This window comes from Mycobacterium kyogaense (assembly GCF_036946525.1).
In the GTDB taxonomy this organism is placed as follows: domain Bacteria; phylum Actinomycetota; class Actinomycetes; order Mycobacteriales; family Mycobacteriaceae; genus Mycobacterium; species Mycobacterium kyogaense_A.
In genome coordinates this window covers 80,617-103,424 of sequence record NZ_JAQIIY010000024.1, presented here as the reverse complement: position 1 = coordinate 103,424, position 22,808 = coordinate 80,617, and the positions used below count along the sequence as shown (strand labels likewise).

Here is a 22,808-nt window from a genome sequence, read left to right as displayed (position 1 = left end):
GCAGGCGCATTCGTGGGCGCCGTCGTGGCCGTCGTCCAACGTGCAGCAGTGCGGTGTGAAGCCAACAAGCTCACGGGCCATGACGTCGCAGTGGGCGCCGTCTTCAGCGGGGCAGCAGAGCATTTCGTTCTCGATCGCGGCGCTCACAACAGGTCCTTCCGGATGGTGGCGTAGACCCGCTCGACGTCGCCGTCGACCTGGATGCGTTGCAGCGGGGCCAGTTGGGACAGCCACACCATGTGGGCGACGTGCTGGCGGAGCTCGGGTGAGCCGAGCGGGTAGATCGCCATCAGTCGAGCTCCACGGGGTCGGCGAAGTACGTCGGGGGTGTGGGTTTCGCGTGATCCGATTCATTCACCGGCGGCGGGGTGAACCCGTCCGGCAGTTCGATGTCGGTCGACACGACGAGCTTGGTACCGACGGGGAAGTCTTTCGCCCACGCCATGAACCCGGGGCCGTGTTCCCACCCGGTGGTGCTGCGTTCACCGTTGTGCCAGAAGCGGCTGCCGTACTCGCTTTCGACGCACTCCAGCACCCCCACGGTGGCGCGGTTGGTGGTCGACAGCACCTCGCGGGGGCGGCTGTGCCGCAGGCATTTCCACGGCGGTTGGCTCTTTTCGCGGCGGGCCGCGTCCGCGTAGTCGCGTTTGAACTCGTAGTTCGTGATCGTCACCTCGCGGCAGCCGTCCTCGGCGCAGACCCGCCGGCGGTCGTACCCCCGGCGGCTCATCGGGGCACCAGCTGTCCGGTGTGGTCGCGGGTCATGCGTTCCACGCGACCTATGTAGCGTCCGTCGTCAACGGTTTGGCCGACGCAGGGTGCGATGATGCGGGCCCACCCGATCGGTGATTTCCACACCTGGCCGCGGGGGCGTCCGGTGAGGGTCCAGTACCAGTCGGTGTGGGAGCGGTGCCGGCCGGCGTAGTCGCCGGGGTCAGCGACGAGCGGCACGTAGGGGGCGGCCCAGTGGCAGTGGCGGCCGCCGCGGTGCCGGGTCACGTGTTGTTCCGCCCAGTCGGTGGCGGCGGGCTGCGGCGCGACGCGGTAAGCACCGCAGGCCTCGCATTGCGCGTACACCCAGCCGGGCGCGACACCAGGGGCACTGGGGTCGAAGCTGATCAGCTCGTCGACGAGCATGTCGGACATCAGGGCTTCACCTCCGGATACGCGAGCCGGAGAATCGCGACCGCCAGAATGTCGGCGACGTGTTGGTGCGCGTTAGGGCTGGATTCGGAGAACTTCGTCAGCTCGACCGCGAGGGCAGCACAGATCGCGGACTGATCATTCCCGGCGTCAGTAAGCTCACGAGCCGCCCCGACGAAAGCGTCCAGGCGCGTGTTGTGCCCGGCCCTGGTCTGATCGATCTGCGCCGTGAGATGAGCCGGCAGAGAGGTCATGACCGATCACCGTCCGGGCGGGCCGGGGTGAAGGGGCGGCCGCCGTAGGTGACGTTCGTGCCCTCGCGGAGCTCGAGGTAATCGTCGTTGACGACGACATACACGTTGCCGTCATCGCCGAGGCTGCGCTGAACCTCACGGATCGCGTCGGCAACGTCAACGAAATCCTTCGCAGGGACCAGGATCGCCATCAGAACGGCACCTCCGCGGGTGAGGGCCCGGCGTCCGGGACGGACGCCGCAAGCAGCTCGACGAGCGGCGGATACGCTGCCGGGCAATGCTGCTGGACCTCATTGGCTGCGCGATCCGCTTGGTACTCGGCTTCTTTCGCGAGCGCGATCGCATGATCGAACGCGGGCTGCAAAGCCGCCCACGCGGTGTCACGGCCGGCGCGCAGCGACCGAACGGTGGACGATTCGTACATCACTCCCCCTTGGCCGCGTTCGCTTGCCGGGTCTGCCAGCCGTCGGCCATGAGCGATAGATCCGTTGCGAGGCTGATGAACTGGTCCGCGCAGGATTCGGCATAGGCGCGCAGCGCGGCAATCGCGTGCGGGTCGTGCTCCTCGAGCACAAAGCACTGCCCTACTGGTTTGCCGTTGATCTTCTCGACGCGGTACTTCGGGTACATTCCGCGCTGGGTGTCGGGGTCGGTGCTCATCAGCGCATCGCCTCCACGGATGGGAGACTGTTGCGGTTGAGCCGCTGCTGCTCTTTCAGATCAGTGCCCGGCAGGGCGTGGGCGAATACCTCGACCACATCCCACAGTTCGCGTGCGGGCAGCAACTCGATCTGCGCGCCGACCTTCGCGCCGCGCGCCTCGATCCAGCCGACTGTTTCGGTGGTACCGCGCCGGAGCCGGCACTGAAAGTACTGCGGGGTGTTCGACATTCGGTTCTCCTAGTCTCCTGGCTTGCTGGTGTGGTGGAACTGTTTACAACCCGGGCACAGGTAGACGCGGACAGCGCGTTTCGGTGCGTCCCGGTACGTGAAGTAGGTGAGGGCGTCCTCGGCGGATTCCCGTGTCGACCACGCCAACTTGCGGGGTGTCGGACACCGCGACCCCTGCACGGGTTGGCGGTGCTGCTTCGACCTGCGCGGACGCGACCGACTCACGATCCCGTCCCGTCAGCAGTGTCGGGGATCTGCAACGCGTACAACCTGATTTGATCCCGTAGAGACTCGAGAAACTCCACGAAGTCTGTCGGCATGTCGAGTTGCCGGGCGCCCTGAACGGCGACGTCGACGTGCAGCGCGCCGGCTTCCATGCCGTTACGCATCCCGTCAGCGTGGGCCTGCAGCCACAGCGCGCCGACCTGCTGACTGACCGCGTGGGCGGCGGCCAGCGCCTTGTCTTCGACAGCGTCCTGGTCAGGCATCGCGCGCCTCCGCCACCATCACCAGATCAGCGCCGACCGCGTGCGCGTACCGCAGCAGTGTGTGCAAGCGTGGGTCAGCCTGCTGGTTCTCAAACTTCACCACCGTCGACCGGCACACCCCGATCACGTCCGCCACCTGCGCCTGCGTCAACCCCGCCCGCACACGACACCGCACCAACTGATCCACCAACGCCACACCCCGCTTCATCCGAGCACCCGCAGCAGCGCCGGCAGATCAGTGAGCGCCAGGTCGTGCAGCGCGTTCAGATGGGGTGACGTGCCGCACGGGCAGTCCGTCGACCCGATGAGCGCGACCCGATCACATATGTCCTGCAGCGAATCCGGCCCGAAGATGCTGCCGTCAGGGCTGAACTTGAACGCAGACAGTCGCGCATCCACCTGCTCCGACGTCAGCCCGATCGTCGACGCCACCGCCAGGCGGGTCGCCACCTCGTGCAGCGCGCGCTGAGCCAGCTCGATCGCCCCGTTGCCGTACCGGTGGGTGATCTCACCCGACGCTCCACGAAAGTGCCACCGGTAGGTGTTGACCGCCTCCGGATCAGTTCCGTTGTCGTCGTGGTCGCGCGTCACCTCGACCCGCTCCACCAACTCGTCGTTGATGTGCACCGACACATACAGACTCATCGCTGCGCCGCCTTCGACCCGGAGCGTTGCCCGTCGATCTGACGCAGCTTCGCGCTGACTTTGTCCACGATGTTCGAACTGGCGACACCGACCCACCCACATGTCGCTGTCGTTCTTCTCCGCGGCAAACTCGCAGTCGCGGTCGGCGCCATCAGTCGGCGTCCAGCGGAAGGGGCTCACGGAATCCCGAATCCGCGCGGTCCTTCAGGATGCGCGCCTCAATAGCGGCTTTCGCGTCAACGGGCCAGTCGCGGCGATGCGCCCGCAGATTCACGCTGAACCCCCAGACGCGATCGCCTTTCCACCCGCCGGAGTGGTCGTAATGGTCCGGGATGCCCTTGCACTCGGACGCGTCGACGCTCACGGTCCACGACTTGAGGTGCCGGCCAGGCAGCTTCGGCCGCCCGTGCCGCTGCTGCTGCAGCTTCACCGTCACCGGGTACGTCGCCTCCGGCATCTGGATCTCCAGCTCGGCCGTGTCGACATCGTCGTACCAGTAGCGGCGCGCACCGAACAACACATCAAGCGGGTTGAGGTGGAAGCTCCGCGAGCGCCACTCGGCGAATTCGCCACGTTTCCAACCGTTCTTGCGGGTCCACAACTCGACCCACAGCCGGCCATCGTGGGTGTCGAATTTCAGCCGGCGTCCCTCATGGACAAACTCGCACCACTCGCCGTTGCGGCCGAGGTGCCGCTTGAAGCTGGCGCCGGGATTCCACGGGGGACAGTCGCAGGTCTCAGGCTTCCCCGGGCCGATAAGGCAGTCGCGGCTCCGAAGCCGGTTAGGCAGCCGGTTCAGCCAGAACTGTGTGATAGACGTAGCGAGATTCCCGCCCTGCTCGATGCCCCAATACAAGGCGGTGCCAGCGACTTTCACGTGTCCGTCGAACGGCGTCTCCGACCCGTGGGTGCCGACCTCGAAGCTGATCCCGAACTCCGTGGTGGGCTTCCGCAGCACAAACTCCAGGTGGCCATCCAGGATGCGGCGCTCGCCGTACTCGGGGCCTCGGTGGAGGTGGAAAAACCATCGGGGGTACCAGATGATGCCGCCGCGCGGCTCCTCCATGATGACGTGGTTATGCAGCTTCATCAGTCCTCCAGGTCCCGCAGCTCGGTATTCACGACCTCAAGCCGGTCATAGACACCCCGGTAGTCCTCGTCCGCGACCTTCCCGTCCTGCCCGACCGCCATCGCCCGAGCCACCTCCGCACGGATCAGCTCAGCGCCCTGCAACCGGGCCGACGCACCGAACACCTTGCCGTACCCAGCGATTACGTAGATGTCCATCAGGCGTTGCTCCTGATTCCCATCAGCACGGCGACCGTGTCAGTGGATGGCGCCTGGATGTTGCCGCCAGCGGCAGGCTCGTCGACAGCGCCCGGGAACGTCTCCGACACCGATGTCACCGCCCCATTGCGGCCCTTCACCACGTACTAGAAGATCGGGACACCATCCTCGGTGACCTCCTCACGCTGCACCACAGCAAGACGACGCTTCATTCGCTCTCTCCGTTCGGATAGTCGAGTTCCAGCCACAACGCCGGCCCGGACGGGTCGGGTGGGTGGATGACAGGTTCAGGGGTGGACACATGCTCGGTGTCGTCGTCGGGGCACACCTTGGCGTCGATCAGCCCGTCGACGCACGGCTTCACCAGCGCGTACAGGTTGTGGGCGTCGATGCGCCGCTTCACCGCCTGCCGATAGTGCAGCGTCACCGCCAGGCGCTCCGTCGGCGGCGCCTTCACTGAGCGCGCCAGCAACGCCACCGCCTGGCGCACATCCCGCGTGACACGCGACTTCTCAGCCCAATGCATGCGCTGATTCGCCGTCAACGGCGGCCGTTTCCACGGCAAGTCGATGCGCACGTCAGCCATCAGCTGGTGCGCTCTCGGCGGCGTCACGGGCGTCGTCCATCGCGGCGTCCTGCTCCGCGGACTGGTACTGGACGTAGGCGGTGAACACCTGCGTGATCTCGTCCGCCAGGCGGCCGTCCTTCTTCCAATCCGACAGCGTGTTCACCACCTTGCGGAGCTCGTCGTCGTCGACGCCGTTGCGGTGCTCCGGCATGTCGCTGAACGGGCGGCCGGCCAGCGCGGTGATCACCATCCGCTGGTCGTCTTTCTCGGTGCAGTCCCCCTCAGCCAGCAGGGCGAACATGGCGTTCTCCCACTTCTGGCGGGCCGACTTCGACAACCCCTGCGGCTTCGACTCCTGCGGCGCACTAGCCGGCTCCGGGGGCGACTGCGCCGCATCCACCGACGCGGCGGGCGGAGCCTCCACAGCCTTCGCCTGCTGCTTCGCCGCCCGCTCCCGCAACGACGACACACCCACACCACCACGCTCCGAACGCACCCGCGTCGGCTGCTGCTCCAGCTCCAACTCCTCACGCGCATAAGGGATACCGAGCAGCACATCCGGGGCGATCTTCCGGCACACCTCCATCGCCGCCTTCGCGTACAACATCGCCTGCGGGTCCGTCTTGTACTTCTTATTGCTCGTGTAACCCGCCAGGTCAGCCCGCGCGATGTCCCACGTCGACTCCTCCACCTGGCCGGTCCGCGGATCTGAACCCCGCACCGTCACCGCATCATTCGTCGACGACACTGTCTCGATCACGATGCCGTGCCGCTTCAACAGCGCCACTGCGGTCCGCGCGTAGATCGCGGGAGCGCCGTGCACCACGAAGATCTGCTGCAGCGACTGAATCGGGTTCAGACCCAGCTCGGCGCCGTAGAGGATCGCGGCGGCGCCGTTGCCCGGCTTACCGCGGTAGGTGGCGGGCACCAGCTCGGAGTCGCAGAGCGCGTCGGCGAGCTGCTTCGCTGCGGTCATCGACTCCGCGTGCGCCATTAGCTGCCCGATCGCCTCGGACGCTGCGGGCCGCGCGGGCGGCAGCACCTCGATGTCGGTGACGATCTCAGCTCGATCAATGGTCATGCCGGTGTTCCCTTCGGTAGGTAGTGCATGTATTCGTCGTGGTGTTCTTCAATCAGCTGATCGGTGTTCTTCCGGGCCAGCGTCAACGCGACACCGCCCCGTCCGTGGGGGCGCCGGTCAGCGACGAGCAGGTCGCCCACCTTGGCGTACTGGGCGTTGCCCATCGCGTCGAGCACCTGTGACTTGAAGCCCCGGACCCGCTTCTCCGCATGTTGGTAGTCGCGGTCCCAATCCAGCAGCGAACACGCCAGTTTCGCGTCGAGCTGCACCTCGACGCCGCGATCGATGTCGGGGTGCATGGCGCGCACGCACTCGTAGGTCGCGACCGTGTCGTCCAGCTCCGGCGGCTCATCCCCGGACAGCGACTCCCAGAACTCGCGGCACCGCTGCACAATCCAGTCGGCCACCGCGCCGTCGTAACGGATTTCATAGATGTGGTCGTCAAACCACGGCGTCAACACCAACAGATGACCGGGATACCGCGTCCACCCCGTGAACAGCATCTGCGACATCACCTGCGCCGCATAGTCCTCCGGGCACTCGTCGGTGAGTTCGTCGCCCCACTCCTCAAGCTTGCGGGCCGTCTTGAACTCGACGACGCGGCGGGCGCGGCCGCGGGTCGCCCGCCGATCCAGCGTCGCCGCAACCGGGAACCCGAACCGCTGCGGGTCGGCGACGATCTGCACCTCACCGCGCGACAGCCGCCACCCCGGGTTCTTCCGCACCCACCGGTTCGCAGCGGCGGGCTCGAAATCGTGGCCGATGTCGAAAATGTCTTTCGGCGGCTCCGGATCAACCAGACCCTTCATGCGATGCCACAGCCGGTAGGCCGATTCCCAGCGTGAAACCCCGAGGATGGCAGCCACTTTCGACGGTGTGATGATGGCCCGCCACTCGTCGGACCCCGGCAGGATCGTCACATTCGAGTTCACAACTCCCCCTTGATGCTGTGCCCGCAACTCGGGCAGTCCCCGCGGCTCATCCGGCCATGGCGGCAACCCACCGCCCGATCCATCTCCGACATCTGCGCCGACGCGGCGCGACGCTCCTCACGCTCATGCCCGTACGCGTCGATCGACTCAAGGTTGTCCGCCCAGAAGCTCACGGCTTCTCCGCCGTTTCTTTGCCGTCGGCAATGATCCGGTCGATCTCGCGCTGCACATACCACGCGGCCTTCCGTAGATCGGTGAGCGTCTCGGCGTCCTGCTTCTTACCTGCGCGAGCGAGGTACTTGATTGCGTTGCCGCGGTTGAAGTTCAGGCGCTCGACGATGTCAATGACTTCCGCGCCATTGCTGAACCCGCGGTAGTGGCTGGGGTTGATCTGATCAGCGGCCACGCTGCGCCTCTCTTGTCAGTGCCACGCTCATTCCGATGCGGGCGTTGTGTTCAGGGGTGCGAACATGACGTCTGCACGTGCAGTCCGGGGAGCAGGGACGGCCACCGAGGTTCCGGACCGGGCTGTGCTTCCGACAGGTGCAGTCGAGATCGCATGCTGGGGCGGGCATCTACTCCACCGCCCCAGCGTCATTCGGCCAAGTACCGGCGAGCTGCCGCTCCCAGGCGCGGAAGTGGGGCGCGTCCTCAATCGCCTGCTGCCCGTGTGGAGTGTCGTCGTAACCGCAGCCATCTATCACCTGGGCGAGAGTCTCGGGGCTCGTGTTGTGCAGAGCGTCGCGCAGCCCGTCGACGATCACGATCACGGCACCCGCGACGATCACCACCCAGAACCACGGCGTCAGAAACGAGGCGAGCACACCGGCCGCGACGACAGTCCAGCCGGATCGGCACCGCGAGGACACGCTCATCACTCGACCCCCTGTGCGGCCGGCAGGTCGAGCACCCAGCCGAGCGCGGACCGCAGCGTCGCCTCCGACGGCACCATCGCCAACGCCACCATCACGAACTCGAGCAGCTGCTGCCGCGACAACCGGGTCAACCCCTCAAAGACGACGGCCGGGTCCTCGTCGCGCAGCGCGCCCGCCCACTCAAACACCCGCTGCGCCAACGCCTCCACCTCAGCGGCACGCTCATCGGTGATCGATTTCGGATACGGCAGCCGACGAGCCACCGCCGCGGGCACAGTCTTCGACCGCAGCCGCACCACATGCCGATCCGACAACCCCACCCGAGTCGCGATCTCACTGGCTGAGCAGCCCAGCCTGGTCAGGTAGTGGACCCGGTCGAGGCGGTCGAACCGGTCACGGTGCACGTCCTGCTCCGCCACCGCCGACCGCGCATCCTCCAACACCGCATCCAGGTCGACCGCCGCGTACTCCACCGCCGCCGTCACGCGAAGTCCTTCGCCCGCTTCGTGCAGCGGCACCGCTTCAACTGCGGTGCCCGCGGAGTACCGCCCACCAGCCGCAACGTCAAGCACTTCTGCGCCGTGTGCAGCCACTGCGGGCACTCGCAGTCCGGGCACGCAGCGTTCAACGGGTGAGCGACCTTCGACGCCGGCAGATACGCCATCACGCCACCGCCGCCCGGCCACGCGACCACTTCGCGATCCACGCGTTCATCTCCGCGGAATGCTCAGGGCACCAACCGATCACCGACCGCGCCAACACCTCACCCGCAGACGCCGGAGCCAAACCGTCATCCATCAAACCCAGCACGACACCCTCGACCCCGCCCACCGACGGATAGGAGTCGAGCACGCTGCAGACGATCGCGGCGTTCTCCACCACGTAGTCGTCCAACCAGTCAGCGCGCGCCACACCCGTCGACCCGACCAACACCCCGCCCGTCGCGACACACGCCAGCAGCAGCCGCGACACATCACGCCGCCTCACGACTGCACCGCCTCAGCCGAGCGGTTCCGCCACGCCTCGTAGAACTCGTCGAAGATCAGCGCCTTGCCGGTATCGACGTTCGCGATCCCCTTCACCCGCTGACCCCAGTGACCCGGCTCAGCGAACGGCACATACACCGGGCATCCGGTGACGTGTTCCCAGTCCCGGCAGCCCAGCAGGGCCACGACCTGCATAACCCAGTCCATGCCGGCCGCCGTGCCGACCCGCCGCCGCTGGCCCATGATCTCGACCGGCTTGTCATCGAGGCTGTAACCGCCAACCCCGACACCGGTCCCAGATCCCTCGCACTGCAGGAACGCGGTCCAGATGCCGTGGTCCTCCATGCCGAGAGTTGTTGAGCGGACACGCATCAACTCAGCGAAGTACTCCACCCCGTTGTGCTCGATCGTCACTTTCACGTTGCTCATCGGGCGCGCTCCACGATCAGGTCCAGCAGCACCGACGACCCCACCTCGGAGGGGAACTCGTCGGCCAGCTCGCGGACAGCCGCGGCATCCTCCGGCTGCCACACCCTCACCGCCGTAGCAGGGAGTTCAGATACGCTTCTTCGAGACACGGGATTCCTTCCGGTTGGTGTTCCGTTGTCAGGCAGGCCCCCGCGCACACGGGGGCCTGTCGTCGTTTCAGGGGGTGGGGGCGACGTTCGCCGCAGCGGTCAACCGCGCAGCCAACTCGTGCAGCTCGTCGGTCGTGCACAGCACCGCCCGGCTTTGCCGCGGCAACGTGGCTGCGTAGTTCGCCACCACAGCGGCCGCGAACGTCAGCTCATCGAACGTCAGGCCAGCGAGTTGGTGTGGCTCGGTAGCCTCAGGGGGGGAGGAGGGGCTACCGAGCCGATCGCCATCCCCCGGGGGGACCAGGGACGGCGAAACCGCGCTGTCACTCAACGCGGAGACTGTGACTGCCGGAGATGCTGAGTGGTCCCGTTGCGGCTTCTCGGGTGGTACCAAGCCCTCAATGACAGGTCGCGAACCAACCCGTTGGCCTGCATCCGCGCTGGCTGCAACAGACGCGGAATCTATGGGGGCTTCGAAGTCGAACGGCTCCAACGCGCTCAACGCATCGGCCATCCGCTTTGCATCACGCCAATCCACGAGCAAGTTGGTGACAGTGCCCACGACAGCGAACGGAAAGCGAATCAGGTTGCAGATCATGGGATGTCCAACTCCTCGGGCGACACGTGAATCTGCGGGCAACGGTGATCAGCAAGCGCGCGACGACGACCGAACGCCGCACCGACACCCACCAGCGCCAGCACCGCGACCGGCAACAGCAGCCCGATCACCGGTCAGCCCACCACTCGTCAACAACCCAGTCGTCGCGATCAGCGGCGTCATCCGCTGCGGCACAAATCTTTTCGTCGCGGGCGTTCAGCACATCGAGCGCGCGGAAAAACGCCGACGGCCCCTCAGCCCGCTCACCCGTCAACGCACACACAGACCGGAAACCCGGCGCCACCGCAGTCACGACGCACCCGCCGCATACGCGGCCAACGCCTGAGCGCCAGTCGGGAAATCATGGATCTGCAGCGGCGCGCAATCCCCACCCGCCGGAGACGAGACATCCCAGCGGCGAGTGATGGTGTTGCGGTAGATCCACCACCGCGACGAGTCACTGAACGCCTCACGCTTCATGCGACACCACCGATCCGGCAGTCCAACTCGCCCAACGTCTCCATCAGCGAATCGATGACCGCGGCCAACTCATCACGGTTGAGGCAGATCGCCGCCTTATGCCGGTACTCCTCGAAAATCCCGACGCACACCTTCTCGTCGTCGCCGTCATAGCCAGCACCGACATACAGCTGGCGCGACTCACTGTCTTGGTCGCCGACGACCGTGGCCGGCTCGGCGTGGAATGCGAACCCGCTCACGCTTCACCACCGTGATCGACCAGGATGCGCTGCAACCCCTTCGGTGTGACGCGCGGCTGCGGCGGATCCAGAACCAGCACCCCGGTCTTCGGGTGATAGTGCGACTGCGGGATCACCGACATCCAGCCCGACTCGATCGCGGCCTGCTTCACCCGGTACCGGCCATCCCCCGGCGCGCGACTGATCCACCCGTACCGGGTTTCCAACATCGTGAACAGTCGTGTCTGTCCGACCTTCACCCCAGCCCGAGTCAGCGCCTGCGCCGCGTCCCGCACCGACAGGTCGCCCTCGGCGTTGAGGAGCCGATCGGCCACCTCCGCTTTGGGCTCGAGCTCGCGGTTGCGCGCCTCGGCCAGCTCAGCGCGTTCATGCTCGTCGGCGGCAAGCCGCAGCGCCTCGGCGAACGTCTGCGGGACGGCCGGCATAGGAACGGTCGAGTAGGAGCCGGTGCGGCGGATTGCGGGGAGAACGTCGTGGGTGATCCAGCGGCGGACCGCTTTCGCCTCGGGCTTGCGGCTGCGCAGGATCAGCGCGTACATGCCGGCTTCGGTGACGACCGTCATTTCCTGGTCGCCGCCGGGGGTGCGGATAGTCTCCGCACCCTTTTCGTCGGCGTCCAGGCCGCGCACGGCGTCGTGGGTGCGGCCAACGTCGAGCAGGGCGCAGAGATCGGCCGCGACGAACCGCGGTTCACCGTCGGAGGCGTTGATGACGACACGGACCTCGGCGGGAAACGATCCCGTGTGGTCGTCGTAGGTGAACAGCTCGACTGCGGCGGTCATGCGCTGGCTTCGGCTTTGGTGGTGGCCCGCTTGTCGGCAAGTTTTTGGATGTCGCCTCGGCGGAACAGGAATGCTCCGGTGCGGCCGGGGAGTTTCCGGGTGTGCGCTACTTGACCGTCAGCGACCCAGCGGAGCAGGGTGGCTCGGTCGACTTGGAGGATCTTGCAGGCTTCGGAAGAGACGATTTCATCGTCTGCACTCGTATTGTGCATCTGCATAAGCAAGAGCATAGGCAGAGTGCCTATGCACATGCAAGGGTGAATCGAAACGTGTCGTGCACCTGTAGTCCAGGTAACAATTTGTTGCGGAAGCTTGCGCGTGCACGATCTTGGTGCAAGAGTTAGCGCATGAGCATCAGCACAGACGGTCTGGCGGTCCCACAGTGGGATCTCGCCGACAGGCTTATGAAGTCGCTGCGCGTCGCCAACATGTCACAACAGCAGATGGCCGACCATCTCGAAGTTCACCGGAACACAGTGAACGGATGGCTGAATGGCAAGGGCAAACCGCCGACTCGGCCAATGTTGATCGCATGGGCGCTGCGGACAGGTGTCCCATTCGAATGGGTGGCAAACGGAGATTCCGGTCGGCCAGACGGCCCCGATGACCCAGAAGTGCGCCCGAAGGGATTCGAACCCCTAACCTTCTGATCCGTAGTCAGATGCTCTATCCGTTGAGCTACGGGCGCTTGGGTGGTGCATGTTCAGTTGTTGGCGGAGGCGAGAGGATTTGAACCTCCGGCCCGCTTTAAGGCGGGCAACTCATTAGCAGTGAGTCCCATTCGGCCGCTCTGGCACGCCTCCTGACGTTGACCGCCGAAAGGAGAGAGTACACAGGCCCTGCCGCGGGAAGCAAAGCAGATCGACCCCACCCCTAAACTGGTTCGGTGCCCGCTCGTCTCCGCCCCGAACTCGCCGATCTGCCCGCCTACACCCCGGGCAAGACCGTGCCGGGCGCCATCAAGATCGCCAGCAACGAAACCGTGCACGGTCCCCTGCCCAGCGTGCGCGCCGCCGTCACCGCCGCGATGGACGGCATCAACCGCTACCCCGACAACGGCTACGTCGAGCTCAAAGAGCGCCTGGCCAAGCACGTGAACTTCGCTCCCGAGCACATCTCGGTGGGCTGCGGCTCGGTGAGCCTGTGTCAGCAGTTGATCCAGATCACCTCGACCGTCGGCGACGAGGTGCTGTTCGGATGGCGCAGCTTCGAGATCTACCCACTGCAGGTCCGCACCGCCGGAGCCACCCCGATCCAGGTGCCGCTGACCGATCACACCTTCGACCTCGACGCGATGCTGGCCGCGATCACCGACCGCACGCGACTGATCTTCGTCTGCAACCCGAACAACCCGACCAGCACCGTCGTCGACCCCGGCAAGCTGGCCGCGTTCGTCCAGGCGGTCCCGCCGCACATCATGGTGGTTCTCGACGAGGCCTACATCGAATACATCCGCGGCGACCTGGTGCCCGACAGCTTCGGCCTGGTCCGCGCCCATCCCAATGTCGTCGTGCTGCGGACCTTCTCGAAGGCCTACGGCCTGGCGGGCCTGCGCGTCGGTTATGCCATCGCCGATCCCGACATCGTCAGCGCGCTGTCCAAGGTCTACGTCCCGTTCACCGCCACGACCGTGTCGCAGGCCGCCGCCATCGCCTCGCTCGACGCCGCCGACGAACTGCTCGAGCGCACGGACGCCGTCGTCGCCGAACGCACCCGCGTCTCGGACGCCCTGCGCGACGCCGGGTACGAGCTGCCGCCCTCGCAGGCCAACTTCGTCTGGCTCCCGCTGTCCGGCCGCGCCCAGCAGTTCGCCGCCGACGCCGCCAACAGCCGCATCATCGTGCGGCCCTATGGTGACGACGGCGTGCGGGTCACCGTGGCTGCCCCGCACGAGAACGACGCCTTCCTCGACTTCGCCCGCACCTGGACAGGACGCTCATGACCGATCCCCGCAAGACCTTCACCGACCTGACCTCGCGCACCGGCCGCATCGACGACGAAGAGCTCGACGCGTTCTGGGCGACGCTGGCGCCCGCCACCATCGAGTTCATGATCGGTGAATGGAAGGGCGGTGAGTTCGACACCGGCCACAAGGCCAACGGCTTCATGAAGCGGCTCAACTGGTTCGGCAAGACGTTCCACTCGGAGGCCGACGCCAAGCCGCTGGTCTGCCTCGACGCCGACGGCAACCGGTTCTCCAACACCGAGGCGATGAACGGCGAAGCCAGCCTCTGGATGGAGGAGTTCCGCGGCGAGGCCGTCGCGTCGATGGTCTACGACGGCAAGCCGGTGCACGACCACTTCAAGATCGTCGACGACAACGCCGTCATCGGCATCATGAACGGCAAGGGCGCCATGGACACCAGCTCCGGCACGCCACGTCACCTGTATTTCTATCTCGAGCGGGTCTAGCCCCTATCGTGGCGATCATGAGGACGCGCGCGCGGGTGACGACGACGGCCATGGTCGGGCTGGCGATCGTGCTCGGCGCGACGACGGCCTGCTCGCGCAGCACCGAGGGCGCCGTCGCACAGACCACCGAGCCGGGACCTCCGCTGACCACCGAACCCAGCTCGCCGAGCATTCCCGGGCTGCCGAGCATCCCCGGGCTGCCCGAGATCACGATCCCGAACCTGCCGCTGCCGACCCGCGGATCGAACGTCCCCGAGGTGCCGCCACCGCCGAATGCCACCAGCATGTCGTGCGAGGAGTACTCGAAGCTCGACGAGGCGACCCGGCTCGCGGTGGTCAAGGCGATACTCGCGCAGGGCAACAACCCGATCGGAGCCAACGGTGAGACGGTGGGCCAGCTTCTCGCCGACGCCGCGTGCCAGTTCCTCCCGAGCGCAAAGGTCGCCGACGTTCTGATGGGCTGACGTCGGCGATGGGCTGATGGCTCCTGCCGCGTCGCGGCAGCTAGCCTCATGAGCCATGGGCAGCAGCTACGAGTCACTGACGGTCGAGATCGCCGACCACATCGCCGAGGTCACGTTGATCGGCCCCGGCAAGGGCAACGCGATGGGGCCGGCATTCTGGGCCGAACTCCCCCAGGCGTTCGCGGAATTGGACGCCGACCCTGACGTGCGTGCGATCGTGCTGACCGGCTCCGGCAAGAACTTCAGCTACGGCCTCGACCTGCCTGCGATGGGCGGCACGCTCTCGCCGATGATGGCCGAGGGCGCTCTGGCCAAGCCGCGGGCCGAGTTCCACGCCCGCCTCAAGGTGATGCAGCAGTCGATCACCGCGGTGGCCGACTGCCGCACGCCGGTGATCGCGTCGGTGCACGGCTGGTGCATCGGCGGTGGCGTCGACCTGATCTCGGCCGTCGACATTCGCTACGCCAGCGCCGACGCGAAGTTCTCGGTGCGTGAGGTCAAGCTCGCGATCGTCGCCGACGTCGGCTCGCTCGCCCGGCTGCCGCTGATCCTGAACGACGGTCATCTGCGTGAGCTGGCGTTGACGGGCAAGGACATCGACGCCGCGCGCGCCGAGAAGATCGGCCTGGTCAACGACGTCTTCCCGGACGCAGAGGCGTCCCTGGCCGCGGCGCGGGCCACCGCGGCCGAGATCGCCGCGAACCCCCCGCTCGTCGTCGCCGGCGTCAAGGACGTCCTCGACGAGCAGCGCACCGCCGCGGTGTCCGCGAGCCTGCGGTACGTCGCGGCGTGGAACTCGGCGTTCCTGGCCTCGAAAGACCTCACCGAGGGCATCACCGCGATGTTCCAGAAGCGCCCGCCGAACTTCACCGGCGAGTGACGCGCTAGATCCTGCGGCCCGCCGTCTCCGGCAGAGCCAGCACGCACGCCAGGCTCACGAGCCCCAGCGCGCCCATCATGACCGAGACGGCCCATCCGCCGTAGGACGCCAGCAGCATCGGCGACACGACGGGCGGCAGCGCGCCGCCGACGATCGCGCCCAGTGTGTGCGACAGCGCGGCCCCGGTGTAGCGGTACTCGGGGGCGAAGATCTCGGGCAGTAGCGCGGCGAGCGGTCCCATGCACCAGCCGATCAGGCAGTACGTCACCACGATCGTGACGCCGAACATCGTCTTGTCGCCCGTCTCGATCAGCGGGAACACCACGAACGCCCACGGTGCCGTCAGTGCAAAACCCCACGAGACGACACGGCGCCGGCCGTAGGTGTCGCTCAGGATCGCCGACACCGCGGCGAAGCCGACCGCGCACAGACCGCCGATCACCCCGGTCATCAACACCAGGTCGTAGGAGAAGTCGAGGCGGTCCGCGGCGTAGTGGACGAAGAACGTGCCCGCCTGGAACACCAGCATGGGGGCGCACACCGCGACACCGGCGGCCAGCAGCACCTGCCGACCCTGCCGGCGGAACAGCGCCACCAGCGGCGCGCCCTGATGCCCGGTGTCCTCCTCGAGTGCCGGGGAATCCTTGACGTGCACGCGGATGTACAGCGCCACCAGGATCAGAATTCCGCTGAGCAGGAACGGGATTCGCCATGCCCAGTCGAAGAACGCCGAACCCGGGTCCTCTCCGAAGACCGCCTGCACCACCCAGAACACGAGGTTGGCCAACACCAGCGCGGTGCCGAGGCCGAGTTGGGTGAACATGCCGAAGAAGCCGCGCCGGTCCTGTGGGGAGTTCTCTGCGCTGAGCAGGACCGCGCCCGCCCACTCGCCGCCCACAGCGAAGCCCTGGACCAGCCGTAGGCCCAGCAGCAACAGCGGCGCTGCGATACCGATGGTTGCTGTGCTCGGGATGAGGCCCACCCCGACGGTCGCGACGCCCATCAGCAGCAGCGTGACGACCAGGGTCTGCTTGCGGCTGATGCGATCGCCGAAGTGTCCGAACACCGCCGCACCCACCGGCCGGGCCAGAAACGCGGCCGCGAACGCGCCCAGCGACGCCGTCGTCGCCATGATCGGGCTCAACTCCGGGAAGAACACCGTCGGGAACACCAGCGCCGCGGCGGTGCCGTAGATGAAGAAGTCGTAGAACTCGATCGCCGAACCAACATAGCTGGACAGCGCGATCCGCCAGAGCGGTTGAGTGGCGGCCGGGGCTTCCATCGTCATGAGTAGATATTGACGGGTTTGCCGGATACTCACATCCGCTATTGGGTGGAATGCCCCGGAGGAATGTCGTGTCCACCGATCGGCGGACATCTCAGCTCATCGAGCCGGGTCTGGATAGGATTCGCCGGTGAAGAAATCCGCGATCGCCGTGCTGTCGGCGTCCCTGTGCGCCGGCGTTGCTGCGGCAATCGCCCCCGTCGCGCTCGCTCCCACCGCGGCCGCCGACATCTGCGCCGGCGTCCACGGCCGCTTCGTCGGCGTCGAGGGTTGCGGCGCGCCCATCGCGCACATCGCCACCGGTGCGGCTATCGCCACCGGCGTGGCCGCCGGCGTCGCCATCGAATCGGCGTCGGTGCCGTACGTGCCCGGGGAAATCCCGTGCTACACCGTCGAAGGCGTTCCGTACTACACCCCGCCCGGACAACCCTGCTGAACTGCGGTGGCGGAGGGATTTGAACCCCCGGACGGTGTTAGCCGTCTCTCGCTTTCAAGGCGAGTGCATTAGGCCGCTCTGCCACGCCACCGCGGGTCAGTCTAGACGCGGCCCACCCTCGCCGACGGCGCCCCCGACTGCAGCGCAGTGCTGATCCGGCGGCAGTTCTCCCCCATCGCCGCCACCTGCGGACGTGACAGCCGGTCCACGAAATGCTCGCGCACCGCCGCCCCGTACGTCAGCTGCGCCGACGACAGCAGGTCGCGGCCTTGTGAGGTGATCGAAGCCACCACCCCCGCGGCCGTCGTCCGGGCTGGCGCCGCGGGTCACCAGATTCTGCTTCTCCAGCCGGATGATCTGCCGTGTCACGCGACTCGGTAGCGACATCAACGACTCCGCCAGATCCCCCATCCGGGCAGCCCCCGACGGTGATGCGGCCAGCAGGTCGAGCAGTCGCACGTCGTTCAACGTGAGCTTGTGGGTATCCACAAGCGCCCGATTCATCGTGGCGTACAAGCGCAGCGCGGCCTCCAAGAAGTTCTGCCACGCACGCTGTTCTGACATGTCCAAACCTGGCGTATCGCTTGCGCTACGCCCCCCGATCGTCCCCTCCATGGGCACATATTAGAGGCAGCACCCTAGTGCCATCGGGCAAAAGGACAGCAGTTTTCCCTGCGTAGTAGCGTTGCCCGAATGCTGGCTATCGTGGCCGACTCCGGCCGACTGACCTGGCAAGCCGTCGACGATGTGACACCCGGACCCGGCGAGGTCCTGCTGCGCGTCATCGCAGCGGGAGTCAACCGGGCCGATCTGCTCCAGGCGGCCGGCCACTATCCGCCCCCTCCGGGCGCCAGCGACATCATCGGTCTCGAGGTGTCCGGCGTGATCGAGAGTCTGGGCGACGGGCTCGACGCCACGGAGTGGGCGCCAGGGCAACAGGTCTGTGCTTTGCTGGCAGGCGGCGGCTACGCCGAGTACGTGGCAGTTCCAGCTGGTCAGCTGCTTCCCGCTCCTGAGGGCGTGCCACTCGAATACGCCGCCGGGCTACCCGAGGTCGCGTGCACCGTCTGGTCGAACATCGTGACGACCGCCGGCATCGCACCCGGCCAGCTCCTCCTGGTCCACGGGGGCGCCAGCGGCATCGGCACCCACGCCATCCAGGTCGCCGGCGCGCTGGGCTGCCGGGTCGCCGTGACCGCGGGTTCGGCGAACAAACTCGAGCTGTGCGCGGAACTCGGCGCCGAGATCACCATCGACTACCACAACGAGGACTTCGTCGAGGTGATCAGAGAGGCCGGCGGCGCCGACGTCATCCTCGACATCATGGGCGCGGCCTACCTGGACCGCAACATCGACGCCCTCGCCAAGGACGGCCGTCTGGTGATCATCGGCATGCAGGGCGGCGTCACGGGCGACCTCAACATCGGCAAGCTGCTGGCCAAGCGCGCCGGCGTGTTCGCCACCGCGCTGCGCGCCCGGCCCGTCGACGGGCCCGCCGGAAAGTCGGCGATCGTGGCGCAGGTGCGCGAGCACGTGTGGCCGATGATCGCCGACGGCGAGGTCCGCCCGGTGATCGGCGCCGAGTTCGGGATCGCACAGGCCCAGGCCGCGCACGAGCTGCTCGAATCCGGAGATGTGTCCGGCAAAGTCATTCTGCGCGTAGGTGATTAACGCTGCTCAGCCCAGCGAGGCCAGCGCCCGCACGAGCTGATCGACCTCGGCGGCCGTGCTGTAGTGCGCCAGGCCGACCGTCACCGCGCCACCGACGTCGTTGACGCCGATGACGTCGAGCACGCGAGACTGCGCGTTCGCGATCGCCAGGATGCCGTTGTCGGCGAGGCGCTGCACGACGCGCTCGGCGGGCACGTTCTCGACGGCGAAGCTCAGCACCGGGATGCGCTCCTCGGGGCTGCCGATCACGATCACCGTGGGCAGTACCCGCAGCGAGGACAGCAGGTACTCGAACAGGCCGTCGAGATAACCCGAGGCGGACCTCATCGACACGGCCAGCCGCTCGCGACGGCTGCCCTGGGCCGAATCCTCAAGACCGGCAAGATATTCGATGCTGGCCACGAGGCCTGCGAGGTAGCCGAACTGATGCGATCCCAACTCGAGACGCGCCGGCCCGGTGGCCTCCGGATCCAGGGACACCGACCCGAACGCGTCGATCAGCGACGGGTCCCGGAACACGAGCGCGCCGACGGGAGGCCCGCCCCAGGCGAGCGCGTTGAGCGCCACCACGTCGGCCTCCACCTCGTCGATGTCGACGAGGCGGTAGGGCGCCGCGGCGGAGTGGTCGACCACGACGAGGCCGCCGACCTCGTGCACCAGTTTGGTCACCTCACGCAGCTCGGTGACCGTACCCAAAGTGGTTGACGCCGAAGTCAATGCGACGAGCCGGGTGGCCCGATTCACCAGACCTTCCCACTGCCAGGTGGGCAGTTCCCCGGTCTCGATGTCCACCTCTGCCCACTTGACCTGAGCGCCATAGCGGTTCGCCGCGCGCAGCCACGGGGCGATGTTCGCCTCGTCGTCGAGCCGGGACACGACCACCTCGTACCCGAGCCCGACGCGGCCCGATGCGGCGTCGGCGAGTGAGGTCAGCAGCACCGCCCGATCGGAGCCCAGGACCACCCCGGCCGGGTCTGCATTGACCAGATCGGCCACCGCCTGGCGGGCCGCCGCGAGCACGGCCGCGCTCCTCAGCGACGACGGATGAGCACTGGCCACCGAGGGCATCGAGCCGCGGAATGCCGTGGACACCGCACGGCTGACCGTGTCGGGCAGCAGCATGCCGTGCTGCGCATCAAGGTGCACCCAGCCATCGCCCAACGACGGGTGCAGACCCCGCACCCGGGCGACGTCGTATGCCATGTCAGCCCACCTTAGTGCGTCTAGGGAATCTCGCTGTACCGCCGCAGTGCAGACGGTGAGCGATTGCCCGACCTCGCTCGTGCTGCCCGTGCCGTGGCCGGTACGGGTCATCTGGGCAGCCATACTAGTCCAGTGAGCTTCGGGTACGGAGTGCTACTTGGCCTGGCGTTGCTGGTGGCCCCCGGGGCAATCATCGCTCGGTGTGGCGGCCTGCACTGGGCTGCCGCGGCGGCGGTCGGGCCCGCGCTGACCTTCGGCGCCGTGGCCATGGCGATCGTGCCGTTCGGGGCGCTCGGAGTGCCGTGGAACGCCGGTACGGCGCTGCTCACCCTCGTCGTCGTCACCGGCGTGGTCGCCGGTTTGCGGGTGCTGGCCCGGCGGCGCAGAGCGGAGCCCGACACCCCCGAGCGGCCACGGCCGCCGCGGGGCGCAGCACTGCTGGCCGGTGGCGGCGTCGTCCTGGGCGCGGTCCTGATCTGGCTCGCCGCGGCGCGCGGACTGGACAACTGGCAGTCGATCCCCAGCACCTGGGATGCGGTGTGGCACGCCAACACCATCCGGTTCATCCTCGACACCGGCCAGGCTTCGCCCACCCACATGGGCGAACTGCGCAACATCGAAACCCACGAGGCGCTGTACTACCCGTCCACCTTCCACGCGCTCGCCGCGGTGTTCGCCCAGGTGGCAGGTGCTGCGCCGGCGACGGCCTACACCGTCGTCTCCGTCGCCGTCTCCTGCTGGCTGTTCCCCGCCAGCGCCGCGATCTTGACGTGGCAGCTCATGCACCGCTGGGCGGCGCCGTGGCCGACGTTCGGAGCCGCCGCCACCTCCGCGGTGTTGGCGGCGTCGTTCACCGCCGTCCCGTACGTCGAATTCGACACGGCCTCGATTCCGAACCTCGCCGCCTACGGCATCGCCATCCCCGTCTTCGTGCTCGTGACCACGACGCTGAGACATCGCGATCGCATCCCGATGGCCGTGCTCGCCGTGGTGGGGGTGTTCTCGGTGCACATCACCGGCGGTGTGGTGACGGTCATCTTCGTGGCCGCCTGGTGGCTGGTCGAGGTGCTGCCCCACCCCGTCCGTGGGCGGCTGGCCGACCTCGGCACCCTCGTCGCCGTCGGCGCACCGTCCGTGGCGCTACTGCTGCCCCAGTTCCTCGGCGTGCTGCAGCTGGCCGAGATCATCGAGGGACACTCCTTCGTCACCCATCAGGGCAGGAAGCGGGCGCTGTTCGACGCCGTCGTGCAGCACACCCGGCACCTCAACGACTTCCCGATCCAGTGGTGGCTGATCGCGCTGGCAGCGGCCGGCGGCATCCTGCTCGTCGTCCGGCGGGTGTGGTGGCCCGTCCCGGTGTGGCTGCTGCTCGTGGTGTCGATCGTGCACTCGTCCGCGCCGTTCGGCGGTCCGCTCGGTGCGGCGACCGGCCAGTTCAGCGACCTGTTCTACAGCGACCCCCGTCGCCTGTCGGCGGTGATCACGTTGCTGCTGAGCGCGCTGGTCGGGATCGCGGCCACGACCGGCGCCTGCTGGCTCTCCGGTCGTGTCGCGGCAGTGCCGGCCCGCGTGCGGCACGCCGCGGTGTCCACCGTCCTCGCGGTGGCGTCCGTCGCGTCCGCCGTGCACTACCTCCCCCGTCACGAGTTCCTGTTCGGCGACAAGTACGACTCGGTGATCATCGACGGCAAGGACCTCGAGGCGTTCGCGCATCTCGCGACGCTGCCCGGGGCACGCGACAGCCTGATCGCGAACGCGAACACCGACGGCACCGCGTGGATGTACGCCATCGCCGACCTGCACCCGCTGTGGACCCACTACGACTACCCGGTGCAGCAGGGGCCCGGATACAACCGGTTCATCATCTGGGCCTATGCCGACGACGCCGACACCGATCCCCGGGTGGCCAAGGCCGTCGCAGCGCTGAACATCCGCTACCTTCTCGTGAGCACGCCGGTGGTCCGGGGGTTCGTGATCCCCGACGGCCTGGCGTCGCTGGACAAATCCCGCTCCTGGGAGAAGATCTACGACAACGGCGAGGCGCGCATCTACCAATGGCGCGGAGCCCGACCGGAATGACGACGCAACGCTGGGGCACTCTAGGAATATGACTTCAGGCATGACCTCCGAGAACGACGACAACATCGAGATCATCGGCGACGGATCCATCGACGCAGAGCAGGGCTCTGACGGCAAGTCGTTGACCGACCTCGTCGAACAGCCCGCCAAGGTCATGCGGATCGGCACGATGATCAAGCAGCTGCTCGAGGAGGTGCGTGCCGCACCGCTCGACGAGGCCAGCCGCGGCCGCCTCCGCGACATCCACCGCACCAGCATCGCCGAGCTCGAAGACGGTCTCGCGCCGGAGCTGCGCGCCGAACTCGAGCGGCTGACGCTGCCGTTCACCGAGGACGCGGTGCCGTCGGATTCCGAGCTGCGGATCGCCCAGGCGCAGCTGGTGGGCTGGCTGGAAGGCCTGTTCCACGGCATCCAGACCGCGCTGTTCGCCCAGCAGATGGCCGCCCGTCAGCAGCTCGAGCAGATGCGCCAAGGCGCGTTGCCCCCCGGTGTGAGCATTCCGGGACAACGCGGCGGGCCCAGTCATCCCGGAACAGGCCAGTACCTGTGAGA

The 22,808-nt window shown here is 67.3% G+C and carries 41 protein-coding genes, 3 tRNA genes and 1 pseudogene; 9 read left to right on the top strand and 36 right to left on the bottom strand.

What is annotated here, in order from left to right; all coding sequences use genetic code 11:
• Positions 1-143: 143 nt before the first annotated feature.
• From PGN37_RS20470 to PGN37_RS20325, 30 genes are all read right to left on the bottom strand, one after another.
• On the bottom strand, positions 144-290 hold the full coding sequence (locus PGN37_RS20470; RefSeq protein WP_335332827.1) for a hypothetical protein: 147 nt from the start codon (positions 288-290) through the stop codon (positions 144-146).
• Positions 290-730 (bottom strand): hypothetical protein, encoded by a 441-nt coding sequence (locus PGN37_RS20465; protein WP_335332826.1) that lies wholly within the window; start codon positions 728-730, stop codon positions 290-292. Before PGN37_RS20465 ends, PGN37_RS20470 begins: the two co-directional genes overlap by 1 nt.
• On the bottom strand, positions 727-1,146 hold the full coding sequence (locus PGN37_RS20460) for a hypothetical protein (RefSeq protein ID WP_335332825.1): 420 nt from the start codon (positions 1,144-1,146) through the stop codon (positions 727-729). Before PGN37_RS20460 ends, PGN37_RS20465 begins: the two co-directional genes overlap by 4 nt.
• Positions 1,146-1,397, bottom strand: coding sequence for a hypothetical protein (locus tag PGN37_RS20455; RefSeq protein WP_335332824.1), 252 nt, complete (start codon positions 1,395-1,397; stop codon positions 1,146-1,148). Before PGN37_RS20455 ends, PGN37_RS20460 begins: the two co-directional genes overlap by 1 nt.
• Complete coding sequence (locus tag PGN37_RS20450) at positions 1,394-1,588, bottom strand: hypothetical protein (protein WP_335332823.1); 195 nt, start codon at positions 1,586-1,588, stop codon at positions 1,394-1,396. Before PGN37_RS20450 ends, PGN37_RS20455 begins: the two co-directional genes overlap by 4 nt.
• On the bottom strand, positions 1,588-1,821 hold the full coding sequence (locus PGN37_RS20445) for a hypothetical protein (protein ID WP_335332822.1): 234 nt from the start codon (positions 1,819-1,821) through the stop codon (positions 1,588-1,590). Before PGN37_RS20445 ends, PGN37_RS20450 begins: the two co-directional genes overlap by 1 nt.
• A complete protein-coding gene (locus tag PGN37_RS20440; protein ID WP_335332821.1) occupies positions 1,821-2,057 on the bottom strand; it encodes a hypothetical protein in 237 nt (78 codons plus the stop codon). Before PGN37_RS20440 ends, PGN37_RS20445 begins: the two co-directional genes overlap by 1 nt.
• Positions 2,057-2,287: a hypothetical protein gene (locus PGN37_RS20435; protein ID WP_335332820.1), complete on the bottom strand. Its 231-nt coding sequence runs from the start codon at positions 2,285-2,287 to the stop codon at positions 2,057-2,059. The genes PGN37_RS20440 and PGN37_RS20435 overlap by 1 nt, the downstream gene beginning before the upstream one ends.
• A 221-nt stretch (positions 2,288-2,508) precedes the next feature.
• Positions 2,509-2,775, bottom strand: a complete 267-nt coding sequence (locus tag PGN37_RS20430; RefSeq protein ID WP_335332819.1) for a hypothetical protein — start codon at positions 2,773-2,775, stop codon at positions 2,509-2,511.
• Positions 2,768-2,983 carry a helix-turn-helix transcriptional regulator gene (locus tag PGN37_RS20425; protein WP_335332818.1) on the bottom strand — a complete coding sequence of 72 codons (216 nt, stop codon included), beginning with the start codon at positions 2,981-2,983 and terminating at the stop codon, positions 2,768-2,770. The genes PGN37_RS20430 and PGN37_RS20425 overlap by 8 nt, the downstream gene beginning before the upstream one ends.
• A complete protein-coding gene (locus PGN37_RS20420) occupies positions 2,980-3,420 on the bottom strand; it encodes a hypothetical protein (protein WP_335332817.1) in 441 nt (146 codons plus the stop codon). Before PGN37_RS20420 ends, PGN37_RS20425 begins: the two co-directional genes overlap by 4 nt.
• A gap of 151 nt (positions 3,421-3,571) precedes the next feature.
• A complete protein-coding gene (locus tag PGN37_RS20415) occupies positions 3,572-4,510 on the bottom strand; it encodes a hypothetical protein (RefSeq protein WP_335332816.1) in 939 nt (312 codons plus the stop codon).
• On the bottom strand, positions 4,510-4,707 hold the full coding sequence (locus PGN37_RS20410) for a hypothetical protein (RefSeq protein ID WP_335332815.1): 198 nt from the start codon (positions 4,705-4,707) through the stop codon (positions 4,510-4,512). The genes PGN37_RS20415 and PGN37_RS20410 overlap by 1 nt, the downstream gene beginning before the upstream one ends.
• A complete protein-coding gene (locus PGN37_RS20405) occupies positions 4,707-4,847 on the bottom strand; it encodes a hypothetical protein (protein WP_335332814.1) in 141 nt (46 codons plus the stop codon). Before PGN37_RS20405 ends, PGN37_RS20410 begins: the two co-directional genes overlap by 1 nt.
• 68 nt (positions 4,848-4,915) lie before the next feature.
• Entirely contained in the window at positions 4,916-5,293 is a 378-nt protein-coding gene (locus tag PGN37_RS20400; RefSeq protein ID WP_335332813.1) for a hypothetical protein, read from the bottom strand.
• On the bottom strand, positions 5,286-6,356 hold the full coding sequence (locus tag PGN37_RS20395; RefSeq protein ID WP_335332812.1) for a hypothetical protein: 1,071 nt from the start codon (positions 6,354-6,356) through the stop codon (positions 5,286-5,288). The genes PGN37_RS20400 and PGN37_RS20395 overlap by 8 nt, the downstream gene beginning before the upstream one ends.
• Positions 6,353-7,288, bottom strand: a complete 936-nt coding sequence (locus PGN37_RS20390; RefSeq protein ID WP_335332811.1) for a YqaJ viral recombinase family protein — start codon at positions 7,286-7,288, stop codon at positions 6,353-6,355. Before PGN37_RS20390 ends, PGN37_RS20395 begins: the two co-directional genes overlap by 4 nt.
• Complete coding sequence (locus PGN37_RS20385; protein ID WP_335332810.1) at positions 7,285-7,461, bottom strand: hypothetical protein; 177 nt, start codon at positions 7,459-7,461, stop codon at positions 7,285-7,287. Before PGN37_RS20385 ends, PGN37_RS20390 begins: the two co-directional genes overlap by 4 nt.
• A complete protein-coding gene (locus PGN37_RS20380; RefSeq protein ID WP_335332809.1) occupies positions 7,458-7,694 on the bottom strand; it encodes a DUF3310 domain-containing protein in 237 nt (78 codons plus the stop codon). Before PGN37_RS20380 ends, PGN37_RS20385 begins: the two co-directional genes overlap by 4 nt.
• A gap of 169 nt (positions 7,695-7,863) precedes the next feature.
• Positions 7,864-8,163, bottom strand: coding sequence for a hypothetical protein (locus tag PGN37_RS20375; protein WP_335332808.1), 300 nt, complete (start codon positions 8,161-8,163; stop codon positions 7,864-7,866).
• Positions 8,163-8,648 (bottom strand): hypothetical protein, encoded by a 486-nt coding sequence (locus PGN37_RS20370; protein ID WP_335332807.1) that lies wholly within the window; start codon positions 8,646-8,648, stop codon positions 8,163-8,165. Before PGN37_RS20370 ends, PGN37_RS20375 begins: the two co-directional genes overlap by 1 nt.
• A gap of 178 nt (positions 8,649-8,826) precedes the next feature.
• Positions 8,827-9,150, bottom strand: a complete 324-nt coding sequence (locus tag PGN37_RS20365) for a DUF732 domain-containing protein (protein ID WP_335332806.1) — start codon at positions 9,148-9,150, stop codon at positions 8,827-8,829.
• A complete protein-coding gene (locus PGN37_RS20360; protein WP_335332805.1) occupies positions 9,147-9,578 on the bottom strand; it encodes a hypothetical protein in 432 nt (143 codons plus the stop codon). The genes PGN37_RS20365 and PGN37_RS20360 overlap by 4 nt, the downstream gene beginning before the upstream one ends.
• A gap of 216 nt (positions 9,579-9,794) precedes the next feature.
• Positions 9,795-10,058, bottom strand: a complete 264-nt coding sequence (locus PGN37_RS20355) for a hypothetical protein (protein WP_335332804.1) — start codon at positions 10,056-10,058, stop codon at positions 9,795-9,797.
• A 263-nt stretch (positions 10,059-10,321) separates the two neighbouring features.
• A complete protein-coding gene (locus tag PGN37_RS20350) occupies positions 10,322-10,456 on the bottom strand; it encodes a hypothetical protein (protein WP_335332803.1) in 135 nt (44 codons plus the stop codon).
• Positions 10,453-10,638, bottom strand: coding sequence for a hypothetical protein (locus PGN37_RS20345; protein WP_335332802.1), 186 nt, complete (start codon positions 10,636-10,638; stop codon positions 10,453-10,455). The genes PGN37_RS20350 and PGN37_RS20345 overlap by 4 nt, the downstream gene beginning before the upstream one ends.
• A complete protein-coding gene (locus tag PGN37_RS20340) occupies positions 10,635-10,805 on the bottom strand; it encodes a hypothetical protein (protein ID WP_335332801.1) in 171 nt (56 codons plus the stop codon). The genes PGN37_RS20345 and PGN37_RS20340 overlap by 4 nt, the downstream gene beginning before the upstream one ends.
• Positions 10,802-11,044, bottom strand: coding sequence for a hypothetical protein (locus tag PGN37_RS20335; RefSeq protein WP_335332800.1), 243 nt, complete (start codon positions 11,042-11,044; stop codon positions 10,802-10,804). Before PGN37_RS20335 ends, PGN37_RS20340 begins: the two co-directional genes overlap by 4 nt.
• Positions 11,041-11,826: a BRO family protein gene (locus PGN37_RS20330; protein ID WP_335332799.1), complete on the bottom strand. Its 786-nt coding sequence runs from the start codon at positions 11,824-11,826 to the stop codon at positions 11,041-11,043. Before PGN37_RS20330 ends, PGN37_RS20335 begins: the two co-directional genes overlap by 4 nt.
• Positions 11,823-12,044 (bottom strand): helix-turn-helix domain-containing protein, encoded by a 222-nt coding sequence (locus PGN37_RS20325; RefSeq protein ID WP_335332798.1) that lies wholly within the window; start codon positions 12,042-12,044, stop codon positions 11,823-11,825. The genes PGN37_RS20330 and PGN37_RS20325 overlap by 4 nt, the downstream gene beginning before the upstream one ends.
• Positions 12,045-12,173: 129 nt before the next feature.
• Here PGN37_RS20325 and PGN37_RS20320 point away from each other — a divergent pair, with 129 nt between their 5' ends.
• Positions 12,174-12,476 (top strand): helix-turn-helix transcriptional regulator, encoded by a 303-nt coding sequence (locus PGN37_RS20320; RefSeq protein WP_335332797.1) that lies wholly within the window; start codon positions 12,174-12,176, stop codon positions 12,474-12,476.
• On the opposite strand, the gene PGN37_RS20315 is transcribed toward PGN37_RS20320, so the two are convergent.
• Together PGN37_RS20315 and PGN37_RS20310 are read right to left on the bottom strand one after the other, a co-directional pair.
• Positions 12,442-12,514 (bottom strand) — tRNA-Arg (locus PGN37_RS20315). The genes PGN37_RS20320 and PGN37_RS20315 overlap by 35 nt on opposite strands.
• A gap of 23 nt (positions 12,515-12,537) precedes the next feature.
• Positions 12,538-12,629, bottom strand: a tRNA-Ser gene (locus tag PGN37_RS20310).
• Positions 12,630-12,712: 83 nt separating this feature from the next.
• Here PGN37_RS20310 and hisC point away from each other — a divergent pair.
• The 4 genes from hisC to PGN37_RS20290 are packed head-to-tail and all read left to right on the top strand — an operon-like array spanning position 12,713 to position 15,582.
• Positions 12,713-13,768, top strand: coding sequence for a histidinol-phosphate transaminase (hisC, locus tag PGN37_RS20305; RefSeq protein WP_335332796.1), 1,056 nt, complete (start codon positions 12,713-12,715; stop codon positions 13,766-13,768).
• Positions 13,765-14,238, top strand: coding sequence for a DUF4334 domain-containing protein (locus tag PGN37_RS20300; protein WP_335332795.1), 474 nt, complete (start codon positions 13,765-13,767; stop codon positions 14,236-14,238). The genes hisC and PGN37_RS20300 overlap by 4 nt, the downstream gene beginning before the upstream one ends.
• A 17-nt stretch (positions 14,239-14,255) precedes the next feature.
• Positions 14,256-14,702: a hypothetical protein gene (locus tag PGN37_RS20295; RefSeq protein ID WP_335332794.1), complete on the top strand. Its 447-nt coding sequence runs from the start codon at positions 14,256-14,258 to the stop codon at positions 14,700-14,702.
• Positions 14,703-14,757: 55 nt separating this feature from the next.
• A complete protein-coding gene (locus PGN37_RS20290; RefSeq protein WP_335332793.1) occupies positions 14,758-15,582 on the top strand; it encodes a crotonase/enoyl-CoA hydratase family protein in 825 nt (274 codons plus the stop codon).
• A gap of 4 nt (positions 15,583-15,586) precedes the next feature.
• Here the strand turns inward: PGN37_RS20290 and PGN37_RS20285 are convergent, their stop codons facing one another.
• Positions 15,587-16,870 carry an MFS transporter gene (locus PGN37_RS20285; protein WP_442932971.1) on the bottom strand — a complete coding sequence of 428 codons (1,284 nt, stop codon included), beginning with the start codon at positions 16,868-16,870 and terminating at the stop codon, positions 15,587-15,589.
• A gap of 127 nt (positions 16,871-16,997) precedes the next feature.
• Between PGN37_RS20285 and PGN37_RS20280 the strand changes: the two genes are divergently transcribed.
• The gene (locus PGN37_RS20280) at positions 16,998-17,303 is read left to right on the top strand and encodes a hypothetical protein (protein WP_335332792.1); all 306 of its coding nucleotides are present in this window, start codon (positions 16,998-17,000) and stop codon (positions 17,301-17,303) included.
• A 4-nt stretch (positions 17,304-17,307) separates the two neighbouring features.
• Here PGN37_RS20280 and PGN37_RS20275 read toward each other — a convergent pair.
• Together PGN37_RS20275 and PGN37_RS20270 are read right to left on the bottom strand one after the other, a co-directional pair.
• Positions 17,308-17,394: transfer RNA gene (locus PGN37_RS20275), tRNA-Ser, on the bottom strand.
• A gap of 10 nt (positions 17,395-17,404) precedes the next feature.
• Positions 17,405-17,918 (bottom strand): annotated as a pseudogene (locus PGN37_RS20270) (MarR family winged helix-turn-helix transcriptional regulator).
• 78 nt (positions 17,919-17,996) lie between these two features.
• On the opposite strand from PGN37_RS20270, the gene PGN37_RS20265 reads away from it, so the two are divergent.
• Complete coding sequence (locus tag PGN37_RS20265) at positions 17,997-18,974, top strand: NAD(P)H-quinone oxidoreductase (RefSeq protein WP_335332791.1); 978 nt, start codon at positions 17,997-17,999, stop codon at positions 18,972-18,974.
• A gap of 6 nt (positions 18,975-18,980) precedes the next feature.
• Here PGN37_RS20265 and PGN37_RS20260 read toward each other — a convergent pair whose 3' ends face one another.
• Entirely contained in the window at positions 18,981-20,177 is a 1,197-nt protein-coding gene (locus PGN37_RS20260; RefSeq protein ID WP_335332790.1) for a cysteine desulfurase-like protein, read from the bottom strand.
• 132 nt (positions 20,178-20,309) lie between these two features.
• Between PGN37_RS20260 and PGN37_RS20255 the strand changes: the two genes are divergently transcribed.
• Together PGN37_RS20255 and PGN37_RS20250 are read left to right on the top strand one after the other, a co-directional pair.
• Complete coding sequence (locus tag PGN37_RS20255) at positions 20,310-22,256, top strand: DUF6541 family protein (protein WP_335332789.1); 1,947 nt, start codon at positions 20,310-20,312, stop codon at positions 22,254-22,256.
• Between the two features lie 28 nt (positions 22,257-22,284).
• Entirely contained in the window at positions 22,285-22,806 is a 522-nt protein-coding gene (locus tag PGN37_RS20250; protein ID WP_335332788.1) for a bacterial proteasome activator family protein, read from the top strand.
• The last annotated feature ends 2 nt before the right edge of the window (positions 22,807-22,808 follow it).